This window comes from Ruminiclostridium papyrosolvens C7 (assembly GCF_000421965.1).
GTDB lineage: Bacteria > Bacillota > Clostridia > Acetivibrionales > DSM-1351 > Ruminiclostridium > Ruminiclostridium papyrosolvens_A.
Genome location: NZ_ATAY01000085.1, coordinates 130,994 through 151,950, shown reverse-complemented (window position 1 = coordinate 151,950; position 20,957 = coordinate 130,994). Strand labels below are relative to the sequence as shown.

The window sequence follows — 20,957 nt, the reverse complement described above, 5'->3', positions numbered from 1 at the left end:
TAGAATTATAATAGTAAATTGTACGTTAAAGCAGCATAAAATCAGTTAACCGGGAGTTGGTGCAATGATTAGGAAAGAAATGATAGCAATGTTACTGGCCGGGGGCCAAGGAAGCCGTCTGGGTGTCCTCACAAAGAATGTGGCCAAGCCTGCGGTTCTATATGGAGGGAAATATAGAATAATTGACTTTTCTCTTAGTAACTGTATAAATTCCGGAATTGATACAGTAGGCGTTCTAACCCAATATCAACCGCTGAAGCTCAATGCCCATATAGGAATAGGTAAACCATGGGATATGGACAGGATAGATGGCGGTGTTACCATACTATCCCCCTATTTAAAGGCCGAGATAGGTGAATGGTTTAAAGGTACTGCAAATGCGGTTTACCAGAATATCCAGTATATAGATAAGTATTCCCCTCATTATGTAATTATTTTATCCGGTGATCACATCTACAAAATGGATTACTCCAAAATGCTTGATTTTCACAAGGAGAATCATGCAGATGCTACAATTTCAGTTATTAATGTGCCTTATGAAGAGGCTGGCAGATACGGTATTATGAATTGCCATGCCAACGGCAAAATATATGAATTCGAAGAAAAACCCAAAAATCCAAAAAGCACCCTTGCATCTATGGGCGTTTATATTTTCAATTGGTCAATTCTTAGAGAATATCTGATAAAGGATAATGAATGTTCCGATTCAGAAAATGATTTCGGAAAAAACATAATCCCCGCAATGCTGGCAGATGGCAAAAGTCTGTGGGCGTACCAGTATTCCGGCTATTGGAGAGATGTAGGGACAATACAGGCCTTTTGGGAGTCAAATATGGACTTGGTAAGCAGAGTTCCCCAGTTTAATTTATTCGATCCAGAATGGAGAATTTACACTCCGAACCCTGTTAAGCCGGCTCACTATATAGCTGGTAGCGCGTGTGTAAAAAAATCCATAGTGGCTGAAGGCTGCTCAGTTTATGGAACAGTTGTAAATTCCATTTTATTCCCAGGTGCTTATATAGAAGAGGGAGCAGTTATACAGGGTTCAATTATAATGTCAAATTCAAGGATATGTAAAAACGCATATGTAAACAGGTCTATAATTAGCGAACAGGTTATAATAGGCGAAAAGGCAAGGCTAGGAGAAGGTGCAGACGTGCCTAATGAATACAAGTCAGGAATTTACAATTCAGGAATTACGGTTGTAGGAGAACAGGCAAGTATACCTGCTGATGCTGTAATTGGAAAGAATGTTATGATTGATATAGGAGCTTCAGCAGCCGATTTTACATCTTTAAATGTTGAATCCGGCAAAAGTGTATTCAAAGGTGGTGTGGCGGAATGAAAAATGTAATGGGAATAATAATGTCAGGCGGCCGTAACACAAAGCTCAAGGAGCTATCAACCATGAGGTCAAGCCCGGCAGTGCCAGTAGGAGGGAAATACAGAGCTATTGACTTTATACTTTCAAATATGGTTAATTCAGGAATTACAAATATAGGTGTAATAGCTCAGTACAGTTTCAGGTCATTGATGGACCACCTTGGTTCAGGTAAGGAATGGGATTTGGATAGAAAAACAGACGGGCTTTTTCTTTTCCCTCCATTTTTATCCGATGAAGGTACGGGCTGGTACAGGGGTACAGCTGACGCCATGTACAACAATCTGACCTTTCTAAAAAGAAGTAATGAGGAATATGTATTGATTTCCCAAGGCAATTGTATATTTACAACAACCTTTGACGATATGCTCAACGCTCACAAGGAAAAAGATGCTGATATAACTGTAGCTTATCGTGAAATGAATGATATACCTATGGAGGAACTGACCAATATGGGTGTTATGCAACTTGACAGTTCCTCCAGATTAATTGATTTTCAGGAAAAACCCATGCATCCTAATACACTCAATGGTTCCCTGGGTATTTATATGATAAAAAGGGAATTATTAATTGCACTGCTTGAAGAGAGCGTTGCACATGGATACTATGACTTTGTACTTGATATTATAATAAAGATGCTCCATAAGCTCAAAATCTATGGATATAAATACAACGGCTATTGGAGAAGCATGTCTACGGTACAGATGTATTACAAATGTAATATGGAACTGCTGAACCCTGTAGTAAATAACGAATTGCTGGGGAAATTAAAAATATATACAAAGGTCAAGGATGAAGCACCTGCCAAGTACAACGAAGAAGCAGAGGTTAAGAACTCAATAATTGCAGATGGATGCATTATCGAGGGAGTGGTTGAAAACAGCGTACTTTTCAGAGGTGTAACCATAAAACGGGGCGCTGTCGTAAAAGACAGTATTATAATGCAGGGAAGTATTGTTGAAGAAAACTCGGCCCTCAACTATGCCATACTTGATAAAAACGTAGTACTTTCAAAAAACAGATGCCTCAAGGGTGAGAAATCATGGCCAATTATTATTGGTAAAAATGTTATTGTGTAATACTCAATTTGTAACCAATTACTTATAAAACAGAGCTGTCGTTAATAAGGCAAGCTCTGTTTCTTTTTTATACCCATCTTTACCCAAACCTTTATTACATGGGGATTACATTTAATTTACATAACGCAGATTATGTTGACCCAACAAAAAATCTGGTGCTATAATGAGTATGAAATTAAGGCGTGCAGTTACTCGTAAGGCCTTGATTTTAAACCATTTCAAGCCGGGGACGTAATCTAGTGGCCGATTTATCCCTGTAAAACCATTGGCCAGAAAACATCTAGGGGAGGATTTAGTAATGGGAAATTTTAAAAAGATTTCTGCTGCAGTTGTTGCCGGTGCAATTATGTTGTCATCAGTAGTACCAACATTTGCAGCCGCATACACTCCGGTAAACGGAGAAAAGGCTAGTGTTCTCAATCAGCTGGAATTATATGCTGGAACGAGCGATACTTCATTTGTACCATCTCTTGAAACATCACTTACAAGAGGACAGGGTGCAACTTTATTAGCAAAACTCTTCAATATGGATACTGCTGCACAAGCATTAACCGAAGAAGAAGCAAATGCAATTCTGAAGGATTTTGCAGATGCTGACAAAATACCTACATATGCAAAGAAAAGATTGGCTTACTTAGTTAAGAACAATATTATGTCAGGTTCAAAAGACACAACTACCGGGGATGTATTTGTAAATGCTGACGAGGCTCTTCTCGGAGGACAATTTGCAACTCTTATTCTAAAGCAACTCGGATACACAGTATCCAGCTGGACTGAAGCAATCAATCAGCTTTCAAAGGTTGATGGAGCAAAGGAAATCGCTGATTACCTTGCATTTGCTAAAAAGTCAGTTCTCAGAGATCAGGCAGTAGGAATCATGTTTGGTTCATTGACATCAGAATACTCTGACGGAAAAGCAACAATAATTGAAAAAATAGTAGAAGCTAAGCCAAACCTCAGAGCAATTGCTGAAAACGCTGGACTTATAGCTACTCCAGCAGTTCTTGCAGTTGACAGCGTAAAGGCGTTGAATCTGAAACAGATTCAGGTAGTATTCAACAAGACAGTTGATAAGTCAGTTGTAGAAAAAGCTGAATACTTCAATGCATTTAACAGTGGGTCAACAACTGACCTAGTAAGCGGTGGTTCAGTAGCACTTCAGGCAGACGGAAAAACAGCCATCGTTACATTGGGTTCAAACTTTAATAACGGAACAGTAGCAAAGGTTGTAGTAAAGACTATTGCTACCTATACAAATGATTCAGTTGCAGTTGCAGATACAACTGTGCCAACAGTTGCAGGAGTATCAGTAACAGGGCCACAGACTATCACAGTTGAATACAGCGAGCCTATAAAGGGAATCAACAACGCTGAGTACACTATTGACAATGGTAACTACATTGTAACAAATGCAGTTGCAAACGGAAGCAATAAGGTTGATGTTACAGTTGGTGTTAACCTCACAAATGGTGAACATTCACTTAAAATCAATGGTACAAACGTAAGCGACTATGCTGATTACAAAGTAATCTCAAGAACAATCAACTTTACAGTTGCAGCTGATACTACAGCTCCTGTAGCAACAGTTAAGTCTGTATCACCTACAGAAGTTAAAGTGACTTTCAATAAGCCTGTAACTAATGTAAATGATGCAAACGTTCTTTACAGACATACTTACAATAGTAACCTGTATGAATTAGCAGGTAATGATGCTAAGGTAACAGTTAATTCTTCAACAGAAATTACAATTGACTGGGCAGCAAAGCCAATTCCTCTTGGTGCTAACAAGCTGTACATTGCTTATAGCAGTGATACAGGAAATAAGATACAAGACTTATGGGGAAATAAGTTAGAAGCATTAAGCCTTGACTTGTCAGTAGCAATGGATACAGTTAAGCCTGCAGTAACTGAAGTTAAATTTGTTGACGCTTCAACATTAAAAGTAATATTCAGCAAGAAAGTAGAAGAAGCATCTGCTGAAACAGCTTCTAACTTCATAGTTAAAGATTCAGCTGGAAAAGTAGTTACAATCAATACACCTGAACTTGGCGGTACTGATGTTAATGAAGTAACATTGACAACTTCAACAGCTAATGCTCTTGGTGGTGGTAGCTACACAGTAGAAGTTAAGAATGTAAAAGATACAGCACTTGTTCCAAACGTAATGAACGCATATAGTGCAACAATGAACATAAATGACACAGTTAGACCAACCCTTGGTACAGCTAAACATTTAATAGATTTATCAGATGCAAACCATCAAAAAGCAACAGTTTACATCCCATTCAGTGAAGTAATGGATGCAGCATCATTAGTAAAAGCAAACTTCATGAAGGTTGTAAATAACGGAACAGCAGCAGTTCTTGGTGACAACGATACTCTTACTGTAGCAGCAGACAAGAAGTCAGTTACAATCGTAATCGACAACGGAACTACTGCAGTAACTGATATCAATGTAGTAGTAGGAGCTATAAGAGATGCAGCAGGCAATGGCCTGGCAGCGTTTGCGGCTAATGCAGATCCTGAAGCGGATGCAATTGCAATCGAAAAGGTTGAAGCAATCGCTAAGAAACAAATCAAGGTAACATATGACGGAAGATTGTCAGCAGTTACAGCAGCAGGCTACAGCTTGATAGCAAACGGTACTAATACCGGAATAAATCTTTCAGTAGCAGGCCACACTGTTAACAGCGACGGAAAATCAGAAGTTATATTCAACCTCGGTTCTGAATTAAGTGCTGATGCAAAATCTTCAAACTATGCAGTATCACTCGCAGCTTCATCAGCAGCAGGTACTAAGAGCTTCTTAGGAACTGTACTCAGTGATAATGCTGGAAAACAGGCAGATGATAAGATAGCTGCTTCAATAGTATCAGTAACAGTAGTTGGTGGAACTATCGAAGTTAAGTTTGACGAAGCAATCAAAGCAGACACTCTTGCAGCAACATTAAATGGCTTCTCAGTAACAGGCGGAGATGCTAAGTTAACTACAGTAGCTCTGAAGGGCGGAGATGCAACAACAATTGTTCTTACAGGAACAGGTCTTGTAGCTAACCAAACTTCAGTATCTTACAACTCAGCAGCAGGTATTGCTGATAACGGTTCAAACTTGATAGCAAGCTTTACTCAGATTGCTAAATAATAAGTAATTAATCAGAAATAAAATGAAACAAACCCCGGTATTATTACCGGGGTTTGTTTCATTTCTGTTACAAATTCTTTACACTTAAAATCACCACGTTGACTGCAAAATTTGCCAGTGATATAATACATATGAATCAAGATAGGTAAATTTAGGTAATCTAAATCTATTGCTACCGAATCTTGGAAAATAGGTTGAACGAGTTGGGCTATAAATAGTGGGAGAGGCGTAGCCCGCTCTGGAATTTAAAGCCCACCCGCTACAAAATACACAAGGAGGATTTGAGAACATGAGAAATCTCAGAAAGCTTACTGCAGTTGTTATAGCCGTAGCATTGGTATTAACATCTATGACTGCTGCATTCGCTGCTTCAGGTTCATACGATTTTGAAAATGAAGCAACAGTACTTAAGGATCTTGGCATTTGGCAGGGAGACACTACCGGTGACTTGATGCTTGGTGAAGATTTGACTAGAGCACAAGGTGCTGTATTAGTACTAAAGACTGTATTAGGAAAGACAGACAAAGATATGGAAGCAGCAGATGTTTCCAAAATCGCAAACTTTGATGATGCTGACGAAGTTCCAGCATGGGCTGAAGGTTGGGTAGCTCTTGCTGTTCAAGAAGGCGTTATGAAAGGTGGCAACAACAAGTTAGCTGCTGGCGATCCTTTAAAGGGAAAAGACCTTGCATCTATGTTCATGAACGCTCTCGGTTTTGCAGCTGAGAACGATTATGCTACATCAGTTGAATTGTTAGCTGCTAAGTCAGCTGGAAAACTTCTTTCAGCTATCGTAGATGATATTACTGATGCAGATCTTACAAGAGATGCTGCTACTGCAGTAGTATTTGATACTTTAACTGTTAAGGCTAAAGATGCAACTAAGACAGTTGTTGAAGTTTTAGTTGGAACAGACGCTGTTAAGAAAGCAGTTGCTGAAAAAGCTGGTTTGATAGTTGCTCCAGCTGCTCAGACAGTTACTGGCGTTAAAGCTTTGAACTTGAAGCAGGTTCAAATCACATTTGCAAAAGACCTTGTAAAGGCTGATGCAGAAAAGAAAGAAAACTACGTTGTTACTCAGGAAGGTGCAACTTCTGACTTGGTTGGAGGATCTGGTAAGCCAGTTCTGCAAGCAGATGGTAAAACTGTTATATTAACTCTTACTACAGCAGTTGACAATGGTAAGAATGCTATAGTTGAAGTTAAGAATATAGCTACTTACAAGAGTGATGCAGTTAAGTTTGAAGATACTACTGTTCCTACAGTAGTTGGTGTAACAGTTTCAGGTCCAAGTACTCTTACAGTAGAATACAGCGAACCTATAGCACATAAAACTAACGCAGAAACTACTAGAACTACTGAGTATAAGATTGATGGTGGATACTATACTGTATTGACTTCAGAATTAGATACTAACAAGATGATTGTAACGGTAGGTGTTCCATTTACTGAGGGTGCGCACAAGATAAGCTTTGAGGGAAAAGAAGTTACTGACTGCGCTGGATACAAAGTACTTCCAAGAACTGTTGACTTCACAGTAACTATTGATAAGACAGCTCCTGTACTTACTTTGAAATCAGCTGACCCTAAGACTGTAGTATTGACTTCTAACAAGCCTTTAAACGAGGATAGTGTTAAGAGTGCTAATGTTAGATACAGACATACATATAATACAGACACATATTTTGTAAAAGGTAATGATACAAAAACAGTTGATGGTGCAGAGGTTGCTAAGGTAACTCTTACTGATGCAGGAACAACACTTACTATTGACTTCTCAGGTAGTGTAATACCATTAGGAACAACTAACCTGTATATTGGATATGATGATGCAAATAGCACTCAGATTCAGGACTTATGGGGAAACAAATTACCGGCTACAACTATTCCTATGAACATAACTCTTGATACTGTTAAACCAACAGTTACAGAAGTTAAGTTCGACAATACATTGCAGTTAACAGTTGTCTTCTCAGAAAAGCTGGATAAGACAACAGCTGAACAGACAGCAAACTATGTAATCAAAGATTCAACTGGAAAGGTTATATCCGTTTCTGGTGCAACTCTTGTTAATGACGATTCACTTAATAAGGTACAGCTTGCATTTACAGATGAATTGGGTGGCGGATCTTATTCTATTGAAATCAAGGGTGTTAAGGACAACGCATTTGTAATGAATGCAATGGACACTTATACATCAACATTGAACTTTACTGATAAGGTTGCTCCAAAAGTACTTGATACTGCAGCAAAAATAGTTGTTGGTAAAGATTCAGCAGGTAACGATAACAAGAAGGCATCCATCTATATTCCATTTAGCGAACAAATGGATCCTACAACTCTGGTGAAGGCTAACTTCATGAAGGATCTTGGTGACACTAAAGGTTTTGTTGCTTTGGGTGAATTTGATACAGTTACTCCTGCTGCTGACGGAAAGTCAGTTACAATTGTATTAGATAAGAGTACTCCTGTTCTTACAGCAGGTGCAGTTTTAATTAAGGTTGGTCTTGTAAAAGACATTGCAGGAAATACTCTGGCAACTTATATTAAAGATGTGACACCTACAGAGGATTCTATAAAAATTGCAAAAGTTGAAGCTATATCTAAGAAGAGAATAAAGGTTACTTTTGATGGTAGACTTTCAACCATAACTGCTACTGGGTTTAAACTCGCAAATGCAGATAACGAGGAAATTGCGTTATCAGTTGCTAGTGTGACAGTAAACGACGAAGGAAAGTCTGTAGTTGAATTTAACTTGGGAGCAGAGCTTAAAGAAGATGCAACATATATTAAAGCTGCACCTACAGCGACAATAGTGCTATTGTCTGTTGATAGTACTAAAGCTGTTGATACTAAATCATACTTAGGTGCAGTTATAACAACTAGTTCTGAAACTGCTTCAGACGTAATTGTTCCAACTGTTAATACAGTTAAGGTTACAGCTACTGGTACTATCGAAGTTACATTCAATGAAGCTATTGATAATACTACTTTAGCTGCTTCAACATTGAATGGTTTCTCAGTATCAGGTGATGTGAAGATAAAAACAGTTACTCGTACTTCGACTAACATAATAACTCTTACACCTGAAGATGGTAAGAAGTTCTCAGACTCAACTGTAGTTAAATACAACTCAGTTGCTGGAATTACTGACACTTCTACAAACAAGGTAGCTGACTTCGAAAAGACAGCTACTAAATAATTAATACTAAAGTTTGGATGCAAATCCATACTATAAAAAGGAACTGCCCTAGGGCAGTTCCTTTTTTATATGGTTTTTTTATTCTCCAGAGTTTACAAATATGTAACCTAAATACAGGTCCTATCTAGAAAATTTGCCTTTATTGTAGATAACTATATTGATATAATGGTAAACAGAGGGAATATTTCTGGAAAGTGAAAAGGGGGACACAATGTACATAAGAAGAAAATTATCTGTAGTATTGGCTTTGGTCATTTGCTTACTATCTTTTATGCAGGCTTTTGCAGTTGGAAATGAGGATAGTATGACAACAAACGAGAAAGCAACAGCATTGAACAAGATTTCATTGTTATCGGGAACAAACACAGGCTTCAACCTTGACGGATATTTGACAAGAGCTGAGGCGACTACTTTTATAGTGAAGCTATTGGGCAAGGCTGAATATGTTAATCAGGAAAAAGACAGGCTTAAGGTATCACGCTTTCCAGATGTAGTACAGTCTGCATGGTATGCTCCATATGTAGGATATTGCAGTGAAAGTGGCATTATCGGAGGATATCCTAACGGGAAATTCGGGCCAAATGACAGATTGAATGAGAAGGCCTTTTTGACTATGGTTTTAAAAGCCATAGGATATAGTGAATTTACAGGAACTGAAGTATTTACAAAGGCATATGAAGCAGGGCTGGTAACAGACAGCGCATATCTTGATAAGACAGATGTAAACAGCGAGTATAAGCGTGGCGATGTGGTAGAGTTGCTTTATCACACACTCAGCATAAATCCCAATGGTTCTCAAGTATCCGTGTTGAAAGCACTTGTAAGCAGCGGTGCAGTCAAAATTGATGCAGCAATTTCAGCAGGATTATTAACAGAGGCAGATAAACTTGAAATAACTGAAATCATCCCACAGAGTGCCATGACGTTGATTGTAAAATTTAATAAGGAAATTCAGAAGCTTACGGCAGACGATGTAAAGATAAATACCTTTGGAAATGACAGTGAGGTGCTAAATGCCTCTATTATAAAACAAGAAGGAAATACACTGACTATAAAAACTGCTTTACAGGTTCCCCAAAAGAATTATTATTTCAAAATATCTAATGTATCTGATATGGATGACAATATAAAGCTCCCATATGTTGAAGCTGCATTTCCGGGCTATATACAGAAGGAGATAATTTCTGATTTCTTTAAAATAAGCAGTATAAAACCTGTAAGTAAGAATGTTATAAATATCTATTTTACACAGCCGGTTAATATCAATGCCGAAGACCCCACATTTTACTCAATTTTAGACGGTGATAATGAAATAGTAACAGGCAGTGCAAATACTATAGCGGTAAAGGCTTTGGACTCTCAGAAAAATGCTGTCTCGTTGACATTAAAAGGGATAAGCCTTGCACCTGATAAAGAATACAGAATAAAGGTTTCGGGTGATTTAAACAGCGAATACGGTGTTCGTTTGGGAGAAGCCGAAGGTGACTCAGGAGCGTTTATTAGTATAAATGAAGACAATGTGAAATTTGCAGTTGATAAAATATATGCTTTAAATAACAAGACTATAAGGATTGATTTTAATAAGCAGGTTAATCCTACTCTTGCACAGCAGATATACAATTATAGTCTTACTTCCCAAGCTGACTATCAGATTCAGATTACAAAGGCTGTAGTTGCACCTGATGTATCCAGCAACGGTAAAAGTGTATTGCTGACCATAAATGGCGGGTTGGATTCCACTCAGGAATATAAGCTAATGATAAATAATCTCAATGATATTTCAAGACAGCAAAGTATTACTGAGAGACAATACTCATTTTCCGGGAAATACACTGACAGCGGTGTCTTGAATGTTACCGATATAAGGGTTATTGATACCGGTACACTTGATGTTTATTTCAACCGTGAATTGGATAGTGAAACAGCTGCTGTCAGTAATAACTACACATTTATAGGTATTACAAATGCGATGTATTCATCAATTCCGGTTAAGGCATATTTTGATCCACAACAGCCCAAAAAGGTACGTTTATTCATTGGAAATGACAGCCAGTTTAAATACAGGGATAGTTACAAGCTGGTTGTACAAGCAGCACTTAAGGACTATATGGGTAATCCAATAGGGACACTACTTTATGCATCCTTCCCTTGCAATACGGACTTGAAAGCAGTTAAACCGAATATCAGCAGTGCGGTTATAATTGCTAAGGATGCTGTGAAATTGACTTTTTCAAGAGAAGTCTCACTGGAAACTCCTAATATATTGAATTCAAATTATGTACTTGAGTACAGTGACGGTGCAAATACTGTTAAGAAAATACCAACCTCTGTAAATTATATTAATGCTACCTCGATGATACTCAAGTTTGATAAACTGGACTTTAACAACAGGTATACAATAAGGTTTACATCACTTAAAGATATCTCCGGACTGTTTAAATCCTCAGGGTCTGAATTTAATCCAGTACAGGTAATCATGGGTTCTGACAAATAGGCTTGTATTTAAAATTAAAGGGAATAGTGGATATTCTGCTATTCTCTTTTGTATTACAGACATTTGTTGGGACAAACCCGTATATGGAAGGGGAGGGATAAAATGTACAAAAAAGTAATACTTTTTATGTTATTATTCTCATTTGCTTTTTCATCTATAAATACATATGCACAAGAGAAAAGCACAATGACTTTAACTCTTAAAGATGCAACACAGCTTGCGGTGAAAAATAACGGACAGCTGACTCGTCTTGGAAAAACAATCAAGGATTTGAGAAAGAAGTATGAAGGCTCATACGCCGTTGACGTACTCAACGCTGACCGATATGTGATGGTAGACAGGATGAATGAGTTATATGCTAAATTAACTTCACATAAACTCATGAGTCTTGATGAACAAGGTGAGCTTCTGATGCTTTATACAGTTTTAAACGGTACTGATGCGGTAAAAGACATTCAACTTGAGCCTGAAATCAATCCAAAGGATTTTCCTGATGCTGCGGCATGTGCGGCAATTGTAAAGAGCTGTTTGAATAAGGAATTAACATATTTGTCCATTGAGGATGGTATAAGGCAAACCTTTGATTCAATACTGAGCATAACTAAGAATATTAATATAGCGCAGAAGGCATATGAATTGCAAAAGCAGAGATTTAATAAAGCGGTAACGGACCATAAAAACGGAGCAATTTCAGAGGTTGACAGGTTAACAATTGAAACAGAATATAAAAAACAGGGTATTGAACTAAACAAGCTTAAAAGAACCCTGCATAATTTGGATATGTCCTTTAAAAGGCAATTGGGAATCAGTATTGATATTGATGTTACCCTTATACCCTATAAAGCAAATATTGATTACAGGATAGACAAATATGAAAATTATGTTAAAAGAGCATTGATAAACAGAAACGAGATCACTTCACTTAAAATGGACTTAAAGGCAGCGGAAATACAACTGTATACCTTTAACCTAATCTACTCATTTGAATTTAGTAATTCTGAACTGGATATTTATAAAAGGAACATGGAACTGCAGATTCCTGATATAACTAATCAGATAAAGGAAAAGCAGATTTCAGTAGAACAGGAATTAAAAAGCGCATATGCAGACCTTGTGGATAAGCGTAAAACAATGGAAAATTCAAAATTGTCTCTGGAGTCTGAAAGAAAAAGCTTCGCTGCTTCAAAACTGCTAAATAAATCCGGTTCATTGAGCAATATGGATTATAATACAGCAATGATTTCGCTGGAAATGGCTCAAAATGACTATGACACCAAAGTCAGGGATTTTGATTATACGATATATAAGTTTAAAAACTCTTGTAATATAGGGCCGGGGTATAATTAATTTGAGGAGATGATGGAATATGAGAGCAAAAGCTATAGGTTGTATAGTAATAGGTCTTTTAATATTGATTAATACAAATATATTCAGTTCTGTACAGGCATCAGCCGAAATAGGCTTAGAGTCTGCTATCGAGACAGCTCTGAGTAACAGTAAGGAATTAAAGCTTTACGACGATAAGATTATATATGCAAAACAACGTTATGATTTAGCATATGCAAAATCGGCCTCCGCAATGGCTAAAGGCTGGGATGATGATGCTGAACTGATATCAAATAAAAAGGAAGAACTTCTGTATCCGCTACAGAGAAAGAATCAAATAGATCATTTAGTATGGGAAAAGCAAAATAAAGCCCAATTACTGGAAAGAGATGTTACAAAAGCATATTACGAGATATTAAACAAAAATACGCTCATAACTTTACGAGAGAAATCAGTTAACAGGCTGCAAAATGAATTGGAAATTAAGAAGAAACAGTTAAAGAGCGGAACAGCTATTCAAAGTACCGTTACAAGCCTTCAAATATCAATAAATCAGGAACAGCAGAAAGTAAACAGCCTGATAAGAGAACGAGATGTTCAGATAATTAAATTGAATGGTTTACTTGGATTTGAACTAAGCAGCAGTACTAAGCTGAAAAAAGTGGATATTCCGGTTAATAGTGTGGATAACATAAATATAGAAAAGACAGCAGAAGGTCAAAATTTAAAAAATCATGATATAATAAAAGCGCAAAGAGACCTTGAAGAAGCTCGGCTGGAATACGAAATAGTAAAAAAATATTCATACAAGCCAGATACTAACGGGATAGATGAAGTTGAAGATCGTGTTCTTGATGCAGAATACACTTTGGAAGAGCTTAAAAAAGATATAAACGTCAAAGTACGCTCAGATTTTAATACTCTCCTTAATTTACGGGATGACATAGAAATAAACAGTCTCGAATGCGAAAAAACAAAGAAGCTTACTGAAATATCTGCGGTCAAATATAAGTTGGGACAAATTACATTAATTGAAAACGAAAAAGAAAAGGCTAATGAAGATGAGGCACAAATAGCACTGGAAAAAGCAAAATTAGACTATTTAATTGCTTATGATACCTTCAGGACAAATTTTTAAATAAAAGCGGAACCTTTTCATAAATATTACGTCTAAGTTACAGGAGTATATTATATTTATACTCCTTCATTTTACATAAAAAGCACTATTACCAAAATATTAATTTTTAATTACGTATATTTAATGGTATAATTCAGGTAGGTTTGAGTGTAGAAATACATAAAAAATTTGATTAGGGGTGTCATTTTGAGCAAAAAGATCTTAATTGTAGACGATGAGAAAAATATTGTCGACATATTGAAATTCAACCTAAAGAAGGAAGGCTATGATACAATAGAGGCTTATGACGGGGAGGAAGCAGTTAACCTCGCACTTTCCCAGAATCCGGATCTCATTTTGCTGGATATAATGCTTCCAAAAATGGATGGGTTCACTGTATGCAGAAAATTAAGACAATCTATTTCAACACCTATTCTTATGTTAACTGCAAAGGAAGAGGAAGTGGACAAAGTTTTGGGTCTAGAGCTGGGAGCAGATGATTATATAACAAAGCCATTTAGCCCAAGAGAGCTAATGGCACGTGTCAAGGCAAACCTCAGAAGGTTGATACCCGGTGAGCAACCTGGGGAGGATAATAATTCGCACATAAACAAGTATGGAGATTTGACTATTGATGTAGACAGATATGAAATTAAGAGGGGAGAAGAAACTATAGAGCTTACTCTCCGTGAATTTGAATTAGTAAAATTCCTCGCAGCACAGCAAGGCACCATATTTTCAAGAGAAACTCTTCTGGAAAAGGTTTGGGGGTATGAATACTACGGGGATGTTAGAACGGTTGACGTTACAGTCAGAAGAGTAAGGGAAAAACTCGAGCAGGATCCTGCAAATCCTCAGTATATTGTCACTAAAAGAGGAGTAGGATACTATTTCAATAAAATTTAGTTTAATTTAGCTAAATGTAATATGTAGGAGTTAACATGAAATTTTGGAAAGGGTTTTTTAGGCTTCTCAGCAGTCTGCAGTGGAAGCTTGTATACATTTTCATTTCAATGTGTATTATTCTGGTGTCCGTAGTATATGTAGTTATTAATACCGGGCTACAGAATATATATTATGACAGCTTTGCAAACAGTATAGAAACAGGATATAAAAATTGGATAGATGTAAGAGGCGGTGTTCCGGAATCCAATCAAAAACTTTCGGAATATTTTACTGAAGGTGGGGATGCCCTGTTCTTCGGGGCAAACTCCTCGTACCTTGGGATGACAATAATTGACTTAACGAAGATACAGACTTCTACCGGAGGAATCCTTTATTCGTCTGAAAAGGGTTATACAGATGATTCTGAGGCGTTTGCAAATAATATTAAAACCAGTGAAAGTCTCATGTCTATCTGGGCTGGGAACCAACCTCAGAAAAACGATCGGTTAATTAAAGGCGCTAACGGCAAATATTTTGAATATATAAAGCAGCCGAAGGACAATTTGATTTTTTACTTTACGTATCAGGAAGAAGCATGGTTGCCAATATTGGAAAAGTTTAACTATTTAATACTTACCAGCGCTCTTATAGCAGTTTTTTTGTCATTGCTTCTGGGATACATGCTTTCAAAGACTATTACATCTCCAATAATAAGTGTTATGCATAAGGCTGAAAAGGTTGCTGAAGGAGATTTCGGCGAACAGCTGGCGGTTAAATCGGAAGACGAAATAGGAAATCTGACAAGAACCTTCAACTATATGGCATCTGAGCTTAAGAAGACCTTGTCCGAGATTTCAAGTGAAAAGAACAAGGTTGAGACAATACTCAACTACATGGCTGACGGTGTAATAGCCTTTGATTTAAAGGGAGTGGCTATTCACGCTAATCCGGCAGCAAGAAAGCTCCTTGGCAATGACGTGGTAAACAATCCTTTCAAAGAATTTGCCGTTAAGGTAGGTCTGGATGTCAGAATTGAAGATATAGTTTATTTTGAAGAATCACCTGTGAGGGAATCAGATACTATTTTAAATGATATGTATGTAAAGGTGTATTTCGCTGTATTTACAGATACCAATAAAAAACCGGAAGGTATTATAGTAGTACTTCACGATGACACTGAACAGCAAAAACTTGATAGTATGAGACGGGAATTTGTGGCAAATGTTTCACATGAACTTCGTACACCTATCACTTCAATAAAAAGCTACACTGAAACACTTTTGGAAGGTGCCATGGAGGATCAGGAAACATCAGTACGTTTTCTTAGTGTAATTGATTCCGAGGCTGACAGAATGACCAGATTGGTAAAGGATTTACTCCAGTTATCCAGACTCGATAATCAGCAAATGAATTGGAAAATGGAAAGTGTGTCTCTTGACGCCATTGTAAAAGCTATTGTTGAAAGGCTTCAAATTGAAGCACAAAGAAAGCAACAAAAGCTTGAAAGCTATGTAATAGGTGATATTCCGGCAATAAGCGCTGATAAAGATAGATTGGAACAAGTTATTGTAAACCTTATAAGCAACTCAATCAAGTATACCTCTGAGAATGGTGAAATAACAGTATATGTAGGTATAATCTATAACGATATATATGTAAAAGTTACGGATACGGGGATAGGAATTCCAAGTGAGTCCTTACCCAGGGTGTTCGAAAGGTTCTACAGGGTAGACAAGGCAAGGTCCAGAGATATGGGAGGCACAGGGTTAGGCCTTTCTATTGCCAAGGAAATTGTTCAGGCACACGGCGGTACTATTAATATTTCAAGTGAAATTGGGAAAGGTACAGAGGTAACAGTTAAATTACCACGTGCAGTGTAAATATTATTTAAATGCCATGTAATGGAATTGTAACAGAATTTGTATTATAATAAATATATAGTACTGGGAAATAGTACAAATAGTTGTTTTTTTCTCGAGGTGATAGTATGAAATCAAAAATACTGATTTTTATTATAATAGTTTCTGTTATGACAGCGTTATTCGCGGCACCTGCATTGGCAGCTTCAAATATTGTCAAGATTACCAGACCGGACGGCAATGAGGTAGTAGAAAAACCCATATTCTCAATTTGTGGCGTGTGTACCTACGATGAAACTTTTATTGAGTTTCAGTACTGGGATAAAGTTACTGAGAAGTTCCAGCCTCTTGAGACAACTGACGGAGATTTAACCTTTAAAGTCGGAAGCAGTAAACTGTTTGGTAAGAATGTTGAACTAAAGTATAAGGGTGAAAATCATATCAAGGTTATAGCTTATACTAAGGCTACCAAAGAAGATCCGCAAACCAAGGATTACACTATAACTTACGCTGCTGAAAAGAAGAGTTTGTTAGATAATATCCGTAATTGGCTTTTAGATAAATTTTAAATATTATGATAAAATTAAGTTCTGATAAAGTTAGTTTTTATTTCGAAAAGCTTAAAACAGCTTTTTTGATATGCTTAATAGTTCTTTGCGTAGTACAGGTGGGAATTCTCTGGAGTACTCAATCCAGCAGTTTCCCTTTTTTATCGTCTCTTTTTTCTGATTCCAAAATCGCATTACAGGTATCGGTAGAGGACACAAAATCAAAGTATCTTTTACCTTCAAGAATTGTGCTGTCAACAGACTTTGATGGGGATCATTTTATTATCCCCAATGGGTCAAAGGATTATAACAGTATTTGGGATGGAGCTAAGCTGTATTTGGCTCAAGCTCTGGATATCAAACCCCAAAAGACGCAACTATATAATGATAAATTGTGGGGTAAAATGGCAGCCAGCAAACCGTATATGCTCGAGTTTAAAACATCTGTTCCGACAGATATTGTCAAATGGGTGTTAAATCTCAAGCCTTCTGCAGCAGATGGCCTTTCAAGCATTTATAAGATAATCATATGTCCGGATGACCCGGATAACGGATACAGCGACACTCTTTATATCAGAGATGACAAGAATATATATACATATAGTTTGACCAATAAGATTAATTCTTTGAGAAGTGAGGAATTTACAGAAATGTATAATATCCTCAAAGATAACCCGACATCCAAAAATTATCAAACTGCTGCTGAAAAGTGGGGAAAATCCGAAGAAATAAATTTTCCAAATGATATGCTTGGTCCAATGCTTGATAATACTGAAGAAACGTATCCCAGCATCACATGTTCAACTTTTTCAGGGATGGATGAAACAGACTTAAATTCCCTGGATTACGAAGATTATGAAAAGATTGCTTCAGAGCTGTTCGGAGAGTCAAGCAGGGATTATGACTACGACAGGGACATCAATGGTTCAGTGGTCTTTAAAAGACTTGATATCGTGTATCGGCTATACAAAAACTCGGTTCTGGAATACAAGTATACAGGGAGTCAGTCATCAGCCTATAATCTTAGGTTATTGGATGCCTATAAGAAAGCAATAGAGTTTATTATAGATGTTAACAAACAGAATAACTTTCTTTCTAAAGTAAATGTATATCTTAGTTCGTTTGAGGAAAAGTCAAACTCATATATCTTTAAGTTTGACTATGCAATTATGGTAAACGAACAGTATGGCGAGGTTCCTTTGATATTGAAGGATTATTCAGTTGCAAAGGGTATGGATAATCAGGAAAACAGTATTATTATTGAAGCAAACTCAAAGAGAGTAGTTCATTGTCAGATGATACCGATTAAGTTTAAAACAGGAAAACCGTTGAATTATCAATGGGCATTCCAATACATGTACTCGAAAGCATTTGAAAAATATCCGGAGCTAAGCAACAAAGATATTTCGGTTAAAAATTTCGGGATATATTACGTATTGACAAATTCTGCGCTTAAAGAACATATAGCACCAAGTTTTGTCCTGTATACTGAGGACAACGGCACGTATGTAGTACCTTTAAGTGAAAAATAAAAAAGAAATTACAAAATATGATTATAACAGGGTGCAAGGGGAAATAATTACATAATGACCAGAGGGAGGATAAATGGACTGGAAAAGAGCCAAGATAATTTTAATACTAGTATTTACAATATTGAATATAGTTTTGGCTTTCGCCTGGTATAAAAATATTAAGGTTGAGCAGGTATCGCAGCAAACTATAACTAATACGGGACTAATTATGGCCAAAAACGGTATAAATGTAGAATGTCCCATACCTAAATATAAAGGCAAGGATTACATACTCCAATATGAAGAAAGCCCCTTAAATAAGTCAAAGATAGCTGATGTACTTCTAGGGAAAGGGTATGTAAAATCAGGGAACGATACATATACAAAGGATACGAATAAGCTTGTGTTTACATCCGATTCAGGCTTTGAGTATACAGGCACTGGCGAAAACAGTGTGAAAGTTTATACTGACAGCAAAGACGGAATCAATGCAAAATTCAAGGTATTGGCTTCTAAAATGAATTTACCATTCGATGAGTTCAAACAGGATTACTACCCTGATACAAAGAAAGTAAATGAAAAATTGTTAATATATAAAGGTTTTTATAAAGGATATGAGGTATTTGACAATTTTATTGAGATTCAGGTAATAAATAAGGAAATATGTGGGCTAAAATATCAATATAAAAAACCTATAAATATAACTGCAAGAAGAGATATAAATGTTATACCCGTGTATCAGATTTTAATTACAAAGATGACTAAATACCAAGGCATTGACATATGTAATGTTGATATGGGATTTAAGGGTTATACCGGAGTTGACAAGGAAACAAAGACTCTTTACGAAGGGTTATCCTGGAGAATAAGAAATACTGATGGAAAAGAGTTTTATTTTAATGCACGTAATGGCGAAGAAATAAAATAACTAAGTTTGGTAAATTTTAATATATGATATTAATGGTAGAATAATTTAAATCTAAATGGTATAATGAAATCGTGTGTGTAATGTTTTAGCAATTACTATTTGATTACATAATTTGATGTATTTACAGATTTACCATTTGATTTATTAAACAGGTATTGCTGTTTATAGCCTGGACAGTTTATACAAAAGGTTGGTGTATAAGGGTTTGGATAAGTTTATAATAAATGGGCCATGTCCCCTAAACGGCGAAGTTACAATTAGCGGAGCCAAGAACGCTGCAGTAGCTGTTTTGCCTGCTGCACTCATCATAAACGGTATCAGCCGGATAGAAAATGTTCCTGATATCAAGGATGTAAAAGTTTTATTGGAGATACTCGGTAAATTAGGTGCTAAAATTACTAAAGAAGATGCCAACACCGTTATATGTGACACCAGAGAAATCAATTGCTGGACAGCTCCGTATGAGCTCGTAAAAAGTATGAGGGCTTCATACTATTTGTTGGGAGCATTGATTGCAAGGTTCGGAAGAGCAGAGGTATCACTTCCCGGCGGTTGTGATTTTGGATTTAGACCTATTGATCAGCACATAAAGGGTTTTGAAGCAATGGGAGCTAGTGTTGAGATTGAGCATGGTATTGTTAAGGTAGATGCCTCAAATCTTACCGGAGCTCAGATTTACCTTGATGTTGTAAGCGTAGGTGCTACTATAAACCTGATGTTGGCAGCTGTGAAGGCTAATGGGCAGACTACCATCGAGAATGCTGCCAAGGAACCACATGTAGTTGATGTTGCTAACTTTCTCAACGCTATGGGTGCAAACATCAGAGGTGCCGGAACAGATGTCATAAAGATAAAGGGTGTAGATCACCTAAAAGGCGGAGGAACTCATTCAATTATTCCTGACATGATAGAGGCGGGAACATTTATGATTGCTGCCGCTGCTACTCAGGGAGATGTAACTGTAAAAAACGTTATTCCCAAGCATATGGAATCGCTTACTGCTAAGCTGATTGAAATGGGTGTTACCGTTCAGGAAGATGAAGATTTCATAAGAATATTAGGTGGAAATAAGATTCGAAATGTAAACATAATGACGTTACCTTACCCGGGATTTCCTACTGACCTTCATCCTCAGGCCACCGTTCTTTTAAGCCTTGCAGAGGGTGTAAGCACTATTACGGAAGGTGTATGGGATTCCAGATTCCAGTATGTTGATGAATTAAAAAGGATGGGTGCAAGGATTAAGGTTGAAGGAAGGATTGCTGTCATAGACGGAGGAAATCCACTTTCAGGTGCACCTGTAAAAGCTACCGATTTGAGAGCGGGGGCTGCAATGGTTCTTGCAGGATTAATCTCAAAGGGGCGTACTGAAGTTTTGAATATCAAATATATAGATAGAGGATACGAGGACTTTGTACACAAGCTGAATATTCTCGGAGCAGATATCAGCAGGGTACCATGCGAGGATTAATTATATACAATGAG

13 protein-coding genes are annotated in these 20,957 nt (G+C 37.1%); all 13 read left to right on the top strand.

Features of this window, described 5'->3' with window-relative positions; genetic code table 11:
* The first annotated feature begins 64 nt into the window (after positions 1-64).
* The 13 genes from L323_RS36620 (at position 65) to L323_RS36560 (ending at position 20,943) form a co-directional block, all read left to right on the top strand.
* Positions 65-1,345, top strand: a complete 1,281-nt coding sequence (locus tag L323_RS36620; RefSeq protein ID WP_020816657.1) for a glucose-1-phosphate adenylyltransferase — start codon at positions 65-67, stop codon at positions 1,343-1,345.
* Positions 1,342-2,460: a glucose-1-phosphate adenylyltransferase subunit GlgD gene (glgD, locus tag L323_RS36615; protein WP_020816656.1), complete on the top strand. Its 1,119-nt coding sequence runs from the start codon at positions 1,342-1,344 to the stop codon at positions 2,458-2,460. The genes L323_RS36620 and glgD overlap by 4 nt, the downstream gene beginning before the upstream one ends.
* Positions 2,461-2,758: 298 nt before the next feature.
* Complete coding sequence (locus L323_RS36610) at positions 2,759-5,602, top strand: hypothetical protein (RefSeq protein WP_020816655.1); 2,844 nt, start codon at positions 2,759-2,761, stop codon at positions 5,600-5,602.
* 289 nt (positions 5,603-5,891) lie between these two features.
* Positions 5,892-8,804 (top strand): Ig-like domain-containing protein, encoded by a 2,913-nt coding sequence (locus L323_RS36605; RefSeq protein WP_020816654.1) that lies wholly within the window; start codon positions 5,892-5,894, stop codon positions 8,802-8,804.
* A 211-nt stretch (positions 8,805-9,015) separates the two neighbouring features.
* Complete coding sequence (locus L323_RS36600) at positions 9,016-11,298, top strand: S-layer homology domain-containing protein (RefSeq protein WP_020816653.1); 2,283 nt, start codon at positions 9,016-9,018, stop codon at positions 11,296-11,298.
* A gap of 102 nt (positions 11,299-11,400) precedes the next feature.
* Positions 11,401-12,645, top strand: a complete 1,245-nt coding sequence (locus tag L323_RS36595) for a TolC family protein (protein WP_020816652.1) — start codon at positions 11,401-11,403, stop codon at positions 12,643-12,645.
* A 19-nt stretch (positions 12,646-12,664) separates the two neighbouring features.
* Complete coding sequence (locus tag L323_RS36590) at positions 12,665-13,762, top strand: TolC family protein (protein WP_020816651.1); 1,098 nt, start codon at positions 12,665-12,667, stop codon at positions 13,760-13,762.
* A gap of 186 nt (positions 13,763-13,948) precedes the next feature.
* Positions 13,949-14,647 carry a response regulator YycF gene (yycF, locus tag L323_RS36585; protein WP_020816650.1) on the top strand — a complete coding sequence of 233 codons (699 nt, stop codon included), beginning with the start codon at positions 13,949-13,951 and terminating at the stop codon, positions 14,645-14,647.
* 35 nt (positions 14,648-14,682) lie between these two features.
* Complete coding sequence (locus tag L323_RS36580; RefSeq protein WP_020816649.1) at positions 14,683-16,506, top strand: ATP-binding protein; 1,824 nt, start codon at positions 14,683-14,685, stop codon at positions 16,504-16,506.
* A gap of 107 nt (positions 16,507-16,613) precedes the next feature.
* Positions 16,614-17,054, top strand: coding sequence for a hypothetical protein (locus L323_RS36575; RefSeq protein WP_020816648.1), 441 nt, complete (start codon positions 16,614-16,616; stop codon positions 17,052-17,054).
* Between the two features lie 5 nt (positions 17,055-17,059).
* On the top strand, positions 17,060-18,565 hold the full coding sequence (locus L323_RS36570; RefSeq protein WP_020816647.1) for a hypothetical protein: 1,506 nt from the start codon (positions 17,060-17,062) through the stop codon (positions 18,563-18,565).
* 73 nt (positions 18,566-18,638) lie between these two features.
* A complete protein-coding gene (yycI, locus tag L323_RS36565; protein WP_020816646.1) occupies positions 18,639-19,472 on the top strand; it encodes a two-component system regulatory protein YycI in 834 nt (277 codons plus the stop codon).
* A gap of 205 nt (positions 19,473-19,677) precedes the next feature.
* Positions 19,678-20,943, top strand: a complete 1,266-nt coding sequence (locus tag L323_RS36560) for a UDP-N-acetylglucosamine 1-carboxyvinyltransferase (RefSeq protein WP_020816645.1) — start codon at positions 19,678-19,680, stop codon at positions 20,941-20,943.
* Positions 20,944-20,957: the final 14 nt, after the last annotated feature.